Origin of the sequence: Plesiomonas sp. ZOR0011 (assembly GCF_000800945.1) — a bacterium.
GTDB classification, from domain to species: domain Bacteria; phylum Pseudomonadota; class Gammaproteobacteria; order Enterobacterales; family CAMTGL01; genus Plesiomonas; species Plesiomonas shigelloides.
On record NZ_JRKB01000050.1, the window covers coordinates 22,912 to 29,500 of the forward strand.

General features: G+C 55.0%; 4 protein-coding genes and 1 pseudogene. 4 read left to right on the forward strand and 1 reads right to left on the reverse strand.

Features of this window, described 5'->3' with window-relative positions:
• The first annotated feature begins 16 nt into the window (after positions 1 to 16).
• Positions 17 to 2,188: a DNA helicase II gene (gene uvrD, locus L975_RS09170; RefSeq protein WP_047708267.1), complete on the forward strand. Its 2,172-nt coding sequence runs from the start codon at positions 17 to 19 to the stop codon at positions 2,186 to 2,188.
• A gap of 601 nt (positions 2,189 to 2,789) precedes the next feature.
• Positions 2,790 to 3,740: a magnesium/cobalt transporter CorA gene (gene corA, locus L975_RS09175; protein WP_010864982.1), complete on the forward strand. Its 951-nt coding sequence runs from the start codon at positions 2,790 to 2,792 to the stop codon at positions 3,738 to 3,740.
• A gap of 91 nt (positions 3,741 to 3,831) precedes the next feature.
• Here corA and L975_RS09180 read toward each other — a convergent pair whose 3' ends face one another.
• The gene (locus tag L975_RS09180) at positions 3,832 to 4,413 is read right to left on the reverse strand and encodes a hypothetical protein (protein ID WP_156121169.1); all 582 of its coding nucleotides are present in this window, start codon (positions 4,411 to 4,413) and stop codon (positions 3,832 to 3,834) included.
• Positions 4,414 to 4,658: 245 nt separating this feature from the next.
• Here L975_RS09180 and pepT point away from each other — a divergent pair, with 245 nt between their 5' ends.
• The gene (gene pepT, locus L975_RS09185; protein WP_039046797.1) at positions 4,659 to 5,906 is read left to right on the forward strand and encodes a peptidase T; all 1,248 of its coding nucleotides are present in this window, start codon (positions 4,659 to 4,661) and stop codon (positions 5,904 to 5,906) included.
• A 329-nt stretch (positions 5,907 to 6,235) separates the two neighbouring features.
• Positions 6,236 to 6,589, forward strand: a pseudogene (locus L975_RS18335) (hypothetical protein); the annotation flags it as partial.

Consider the following 6,589-nt stretch of genomic DNA (forward strand, 5'->3'; position numbering starts at 1 on the left):
CACAGTAGGTTTCCCGATGGATGTGTCCCTTCTGCTCGACGGCCTGAACGACAAACAGCGCGCAGTGGTTGCCGCGCCGCGCAGCAATTTGCTGGTACTGGCCGGTGCCGGCAGTGGTAAAACCCGCGTTCTGGTTCACCGGATCGCTTGGTTGATGGCGGTAGAGCACAGCTCGCCGTACTCCATTTTGGCCGTGACCTTTACCAACAAGGCCGCCGCCGAGATGCGCCACCGGATTGAACAGCTGGTCGGCACCGCGCAAAACGGCATGTGGATTGGCACCTTCCACGGCATCGCGCACCGTCTGTTGCGCGCACACCATCTGGATGCTGGCTTACCGCAAGACTTCCAAATTCTCGACTCGGACGATCAGCTGCGCTTACTGAAGCGTCTGATCAAAGCCATGAATCTGGATGAAAAGCATTGGCCGCCGCGTCAGGCTGCGTGGTACATCAACGGCAAGAAAGACGAGGGGCTACGCCCTGCGCACATTGAAACCTACGGCAATCCAACCGAAGCGGTATGGCTGAAAATCTATCAGGCTTACCAGGAAACCTGTGATCGCGCCGGACTGGTCGACTTTGCCGAATTGCTGCTGCGCGCCCACGAATTGTGGCTGCACAAACCGGCGATTTTGCAGCATTATCGCAGCCGTTTTGCCAATATTTTGGTGGACGAGTTCCAAGATACCAACCGCATTCAATACGCGTGGATCCGCATGCTGGCCGGCGATGAGAGCAAGGTGATGATCGTGGGCGATGATGACCAGTCGATCTATGGCTGGCGCGGGGCGCGGGTCGAGAATATCCAGCAGTTCCTGCATGATTTTGCCGGTGCCGAGACGATCCGTTTGGAACAGAACTATCGCTCCACCGGCAACATTCTGGCCGCCGCCAACGCCTTGATTGCCAATAACAGTGAACGGATGGGTAAAAAGCTGTGGACCGATGGTCAAGGTGGCGAGCCGATTTCCCTGTACTGCGCATTTAATGAGTTGGATGAAGCGCGGTTTGTGGTCGGGCGGATTAAAGCTTGGCAAGACAAAGGCGGCGCGCTCGGTGATTGCGCCATTTTGTACCGCAGCAACGCCCAATCGCGGGTGCTGGAAGAGGCGTTATTGCAAGCCAGTATGCCGTATCGCATTTATGGCGGGATGCGCTTTTTTGAACGTCAAGAGATCAAAGATGCGCTGGCCTATCTGCGCTTGATCGCCAACCGTAATGATGATGCGGCGTTTGAGCGGGTGATCAACACCCCAGCCCGTGGCATTGGCGATCGCACGCTGGATTTAGTACGCCAAGCGGCGCGCGATCAGCAGCAGACCCTGTGGCAGGCGGCAGAATACCTGCTGCGCGAAAATGTGTTGGCCGGTCGTGCGGCTGGCGCATTGCTGCGCTTTACCGAGCTGATCCGCGCGCTGGAAAGTGAAACCTGGGAGATGGACTTGCATCGCCAGACGGATCATGTGATCCGACACTCTGGGCTGTGGCAGATGTACGAGCAGGAAAAAGGCGAAAAAGGTCAGGCGCGCATCGAAAACTTGGAAGAATTGGTGACCGCCACCCGTCAGTTCGAAGTGCCAGAAGAGGCCGACGAAATGACGCCGCTGCAGGCCTTCTTGACCCATGCGGCGCTGGAAGCTGGCGAAGGGCAAGCCGATGCCTACGACGATGCGGTGCAGCTGATGACTCTGCACTCGGCCAAAGGCTTGGAGTTCTTGCAGGTCTTCATTGTTGGTATGGAAGAGGGCATGTTCCCGAGCCAAATGTCCGCCGAAGAGAGCGGACGACTGGAGGAGGAGCGCCGTCTGGCCTATGTCGGCGTGACTCGCGCCATGCAAAAGCTGACCTTAACCTATGCCGAGTCGCGGCGGGTGTACGGCAAAGAGCAATATCATCGTCCATCGCGCTTTCTCAAAGAGCTGCCGGATGAGTGTGTGGAAGAGGTGCGCTTGCGCGCCACGGTGTCGCGTCCGGTTACGCAAACACGTTTTAGCAGCGCACCGGCGGCGATGCGCAGCAATGACAGCGGCTTTTCCCTCGGTCAGCGGGTGCAGCATGCCAAGTTCGGTGAAGGTACCATCATCAATACCGAAGGCAGCGGTGAGCATGCGCGGGTGCAAGTGGCCTTTAATGGCGCGGGCATCAAGTGGCTGGTGGTGGCGTTCGCCAATTTGAGTCCGCTCTAACGACTGCCTTTGTGGGCGGAATCCGCTACAACACTTCATTTGCTATAACACTTCGCAATGGTGCGCGGTCAGCGCCATTGCGAAGCCTGTCATCCGTGTGTCATGGTCGTCCGCCAAGCTGTGGTTTGGGGGTGTAAACCGAGAGTTAGCCGGTGAGCATGTTGACAGCATGGCGCTATTTTTCGCCCTTAATGGCGTGATTTTACCCAGAAAGCGCAAAAAAACGGCTTATTTTACTCAACTGTCTGAGATAACGGCCATCCTGTACCGCTGAGCGGACAAAATTTATCCGTTACAGACCGGTTGCGCGGTTGACAGTCTTTTCCTGTCAGGCGTAACATTCGCGCACTATCATTTGAGAGGACACCGCCTTGGACACACCCAGTCGATGCTGGAATGAGATTTTTGCCCGTTAACCTGTCCTCTCCTGCGTGTGAGTTGACAGAGTTTGGCTGTCAGCAAGCACCGCGTCATCATTACCTGAAGTCCGCTGCATCTGATTAAATCTCATTGCACCAGTTTTGAATTGGTGGAAGCTGCGTGCTTCTGGCAGTGCTTCAAAGCGTTGTTCATATCGTAACCGCAAGGGGAGGTATGACACATGCTGAGCGCATTTAAACTTGACGATTGCCGTTTACAGCGTCTGGAATTGGACGAGCAGGATAAACTCACCTCAGCACTGTGGGTTGACTTGATCGAGCCAGACGAAGAAGAGCGGGATCGGGTACAACATGAACTGGGACAAGGGTTGGCGACCCGTCCTGAGTTGGAAGACATTGAGGCCAGTGCGCGTTTCTTCGAAGACGAAGATGGCCTGCACATTCACTCCTTCTTTTATTACGAAGACAACGAAGATTATGCCAGCAACGCCACGGTGGCGTTTACCATCCGTGATGGGCGTTTGTTCACCTTGCGTGAGCGTGAGCTGCCGGCGTTTCGTTTGTATCGGATGCGGGCGCGGACTCAGCGTCTGCAAGAAGGCAATGCCTATGAGTTACTGCTGGACTTGTTCGAAACCAAAATCGAGCAGCTGGCCGATGTTATTGAGAACATTTATAGCGAGCTGGAGACCATCGGTAAGGTGATCTTGGAAGGCAAGCAGGGTGATGATTTCGATGAGGCGTTGTCCAATCTGGCGGAGCAAGAAGATGCCGGTTGGAAAGTGCGTTTGTGTCTGATGGATACCCAGCGCGCCTTGAGCTTTTTGGTGCGCAAAGCCCGTCTGCCAGCAAATGAGCTGGAGCAGGCACGTGAGGTGCTGCGCGATATCGAGTCTTTGCAGCCGCACAATGAATCGCTGTTCCAGAAAGTGAACTTCCTGATGGATGCGGCGATGGGTTTCATCAACATCGAACAAAACCGGATCATCAAGATCTTCTCGGTGGTCTCCGTGGTGTTCCTGCCGCCAACACTGGTGGCGTCCAGCTACGGGATGAACTTTGAGTTTATGCCTGAGCTGCATTGGGAGCTCGGCTATCCGTATGCCTTGATCTTGATGATTTTGGCCGGTTTAGCGCCGTACCTGTACTTCAAACGCAAGGGCTGGTTATAACCAGCCCCGCGCTATTTTCCCGACTTTCCTATTGATTCGGCCTACCGATTTGGCCTACCGATTCAGCTAGTCTTGTCTCTCTTCTCGGCAGTTAACGCGCTAGCGTAAAACCGCACAGCAGGCCTTGTTCAATCAGGGCCGGCAGCAGCTGGCTCGGATCCATCGCTTGTACTTGGCCTAAGGTGCCACCCTGCTCAAAGTGAGCCAGTAAGACAAAGGCAAAATCATCCAACGGCAACAGCGCCGCTTGTCCGTTACGTGGAACCACGGCCAACTGACACGGCTGCTCAAGCTCGAGCACACTCCCTTCCTGCGGGGCCAACACCTGCTGATACAACGCCAACACCGCAAAGTCGGACTGGATCAGGCTCATGCCCGGCGTAGGCGTGAAGACCAAATCAGCGTACTCATCGGCGGATAACGCCTGCAACGCGGCCAAATCAAACGCGGGGCTCGGCGTGGCTTGCACCGCCTGCTCAATGGCCCACTCCAATTCGGCCAAGTCGGCCAGCCATGGGCTGTCTGCTTCTTGCTGTTGTAATAGTGCGATCAGCTGCGCCGCAGCGCTCGCGGCTGGCTTGGCCGTGAGGGCATGTGTCTGGCACAGCGCATCAAATTCAGGAACACCCAGCAGGGTGCGACAGGCAGGAAACAGGGTGCCCAGTTCGGTCATGGTTCTCTCAAAAATGTTCAGTTGATCGGAATATGCACCGGCGTGAATGGGGAGGCCGGTCACGGTAAAACAGGTCGGCAGCAAACTGGTTGCATCTGTGTCACAACGCTTTGTGACATCACAAAACAGACGCGGACTTACTGAAAAGTGCGTCGCTTATCCGCATGCTGTGCGCCGGTGGCCGCGTTCAGACGGCCGTAAGCAGAATAATAACCGAATTTATTGTCGTCGGGATGGATGTGATGATGAATATTGTTGACCGATTTATTGCCTATACCGAGATTAACACCACCACCAACCGTGAAAACGGCGCCGCGGGGATCATGCCGTCGTCCCCTAATCAGTTGGTGCTGGCCAAAAAGCTGGGCGCTGAGCTTGAAGCGCTGGGCTTGATTGATGTGGTGGTGCGCGATACCGCCATTGTGACGGCTACCTTACCGAGCAATGTGGCATACCCATTGCCGACCGTGGCTTTCTTCGGTCACTTAGATACCAGCGCCGAGCTCAATACTGATACCCACGCGCAGGTGGTGAACTATCAAGGCGGCGATATCTGCCTCAATGCCGAGCTGGATATCCATTTGCGCCAATCGGAGTTTCCTGAGCTGGCCAACTACCAAGGTCAGGACATTATCGTCACCGACGGCACCAGTTTGCTGGGCGCCGATGATAAAGCCGCGTTAGCCGCGATTATGGATGCGTTGCAATTCTTGCAAGCCAACCCTGATATCCCACATGGCACGGTGAAAGTGGGCTTTGTGCCGGATGAAGAGCAGGGGCTGCGCGGCGCCAAAGCGTTTGATGTGGCTAATTTCGGCGCGGACTTTGCCTATACGCTGGATTGCTGCGGCATTGGCGAGCTGGTGTATGAGAACTGGAACGCCGGCGATGTGGAAATCGTGTTCACCGGTCAATCGGCGCACCCGATGTCAGCCAAGGGCAAGTTGAAAAACTCCCTGCTGATGGCGCATAAATTTATCGCCATGCTGCCGGGCGGCGAAGCGCCGGAGTACACCGAAGGGCGTGAAGGTTACTACTGGGTCAAGACGATGCAGGGCAACAGCGCGCGCACCGTGCTGAAGATGGATGTGCGTGATTTCACGCAGCAAGGCTATGAGAAGCGCATGCAGTTTTTGCGTCAGCTGAGCGAAAGCTGTGAAGGATTGTGGGGCGAAGGCAGTGTGCAGTGCAAGCTGGCTGACCGTTACGCTAACGTTTTCAATAGTCTGCAGGGCGATTCCGCCTATCCGATTGAGATCGTGAAGCAAGCCTATCGCAATCAGGGTATCGAGCCGAAAGTGATCCCAATGCGCGGCGGCTATGATGGCGCCGTGTTGTCGCAAAATGGTCTGCCATGCCCGAATATCTTCACCGGTGCGCATAACTTCCACTCCATCTACGAATACCTGCCGGTGGACTCACTGCAAGCCGCCAGCCGCGTGGTCGCCGAAGTGGTGCAAGTGACCGCTCAGCGCTTTGCTCCAAAGGTGTAAGCGGTGTATAGCATCTCACGCCATCTGCTTCGTGCTGTTTTTTAGCGCTATGTATTAAGCGCTACGCTCTATAGGACGATAATCTGAATAACCACAGGCCGGTTTTACCGGCCTGTGGTTATTTTATCGCTATCCTTACCTCTGCCTCATTGGGTATTGCGCTTTCGCGCACTGAAACGCATTCTTGCCGTTTGCAACATCCTGCTGTGTTACCGTTTTACTCACTGTTCATTTATCGTGCATGACGCCGTTTGCTATTTTGGTCGTCTCTTATTCAAGCGTGCTTGACTAGAGTTATTACGGGGCCGATGCGCACAAGGAGTTGCTGTATGTTATTTCCCGCATGGTTACAGACGCTGGCTTGGTTTTGGCTGCTCAGTGCCTTGGTGAGTGCCGTCATTATTTATTGGGATATTCGACATCATCCGCAAGCGATGTCGATCATGACGATTGCGTGGCCCATTAACGCCTTGTATTTCGGCCTATTGGGATTAATCGCCTATTTCTGGTTTGGTCGTGCCAACGCCGTTTCGAAGGGCGCGCATGCCATGGCGCATTCTCATACCATGCCGGGGATGGCAAACGCGCCAGCGGACGAACACACTGCGCACGATATGCACGATATGCACGATATGCACGATATGCACGATATGCACGATATGCACGATATGCACGATATGCAC

Bases quoted from the DNA above. Each gene is read 5' to 3' on its own strand.
- uvrD (WP_047708267.1), top strand. From the start codon at position 17: ATGGATGTGTCCCTTCTGCTCGACGGCCTGAACGACAAACAGCGCGCA.
- corA (WP_010864982.1), top strand. From the start codon at position 2,790: ATGCTGAGCGCATTTAAACTTGACGATTGCCGTTTACAGCGTCTGGAA.
- L975_RS09180 (WP_156121169.1), bottom strand. From the start codon at position 4,413: ATGACCGAACTGGGCACCCTGTTTCCTGCCTGTCGCACCCTGCTGGGT.
- pepT (WP_039046797.1), top strand. From the start codon at position 4,659: ATGAATATTGTTGACCGATTTATTGCCTATACCGAGATTAACACCACC.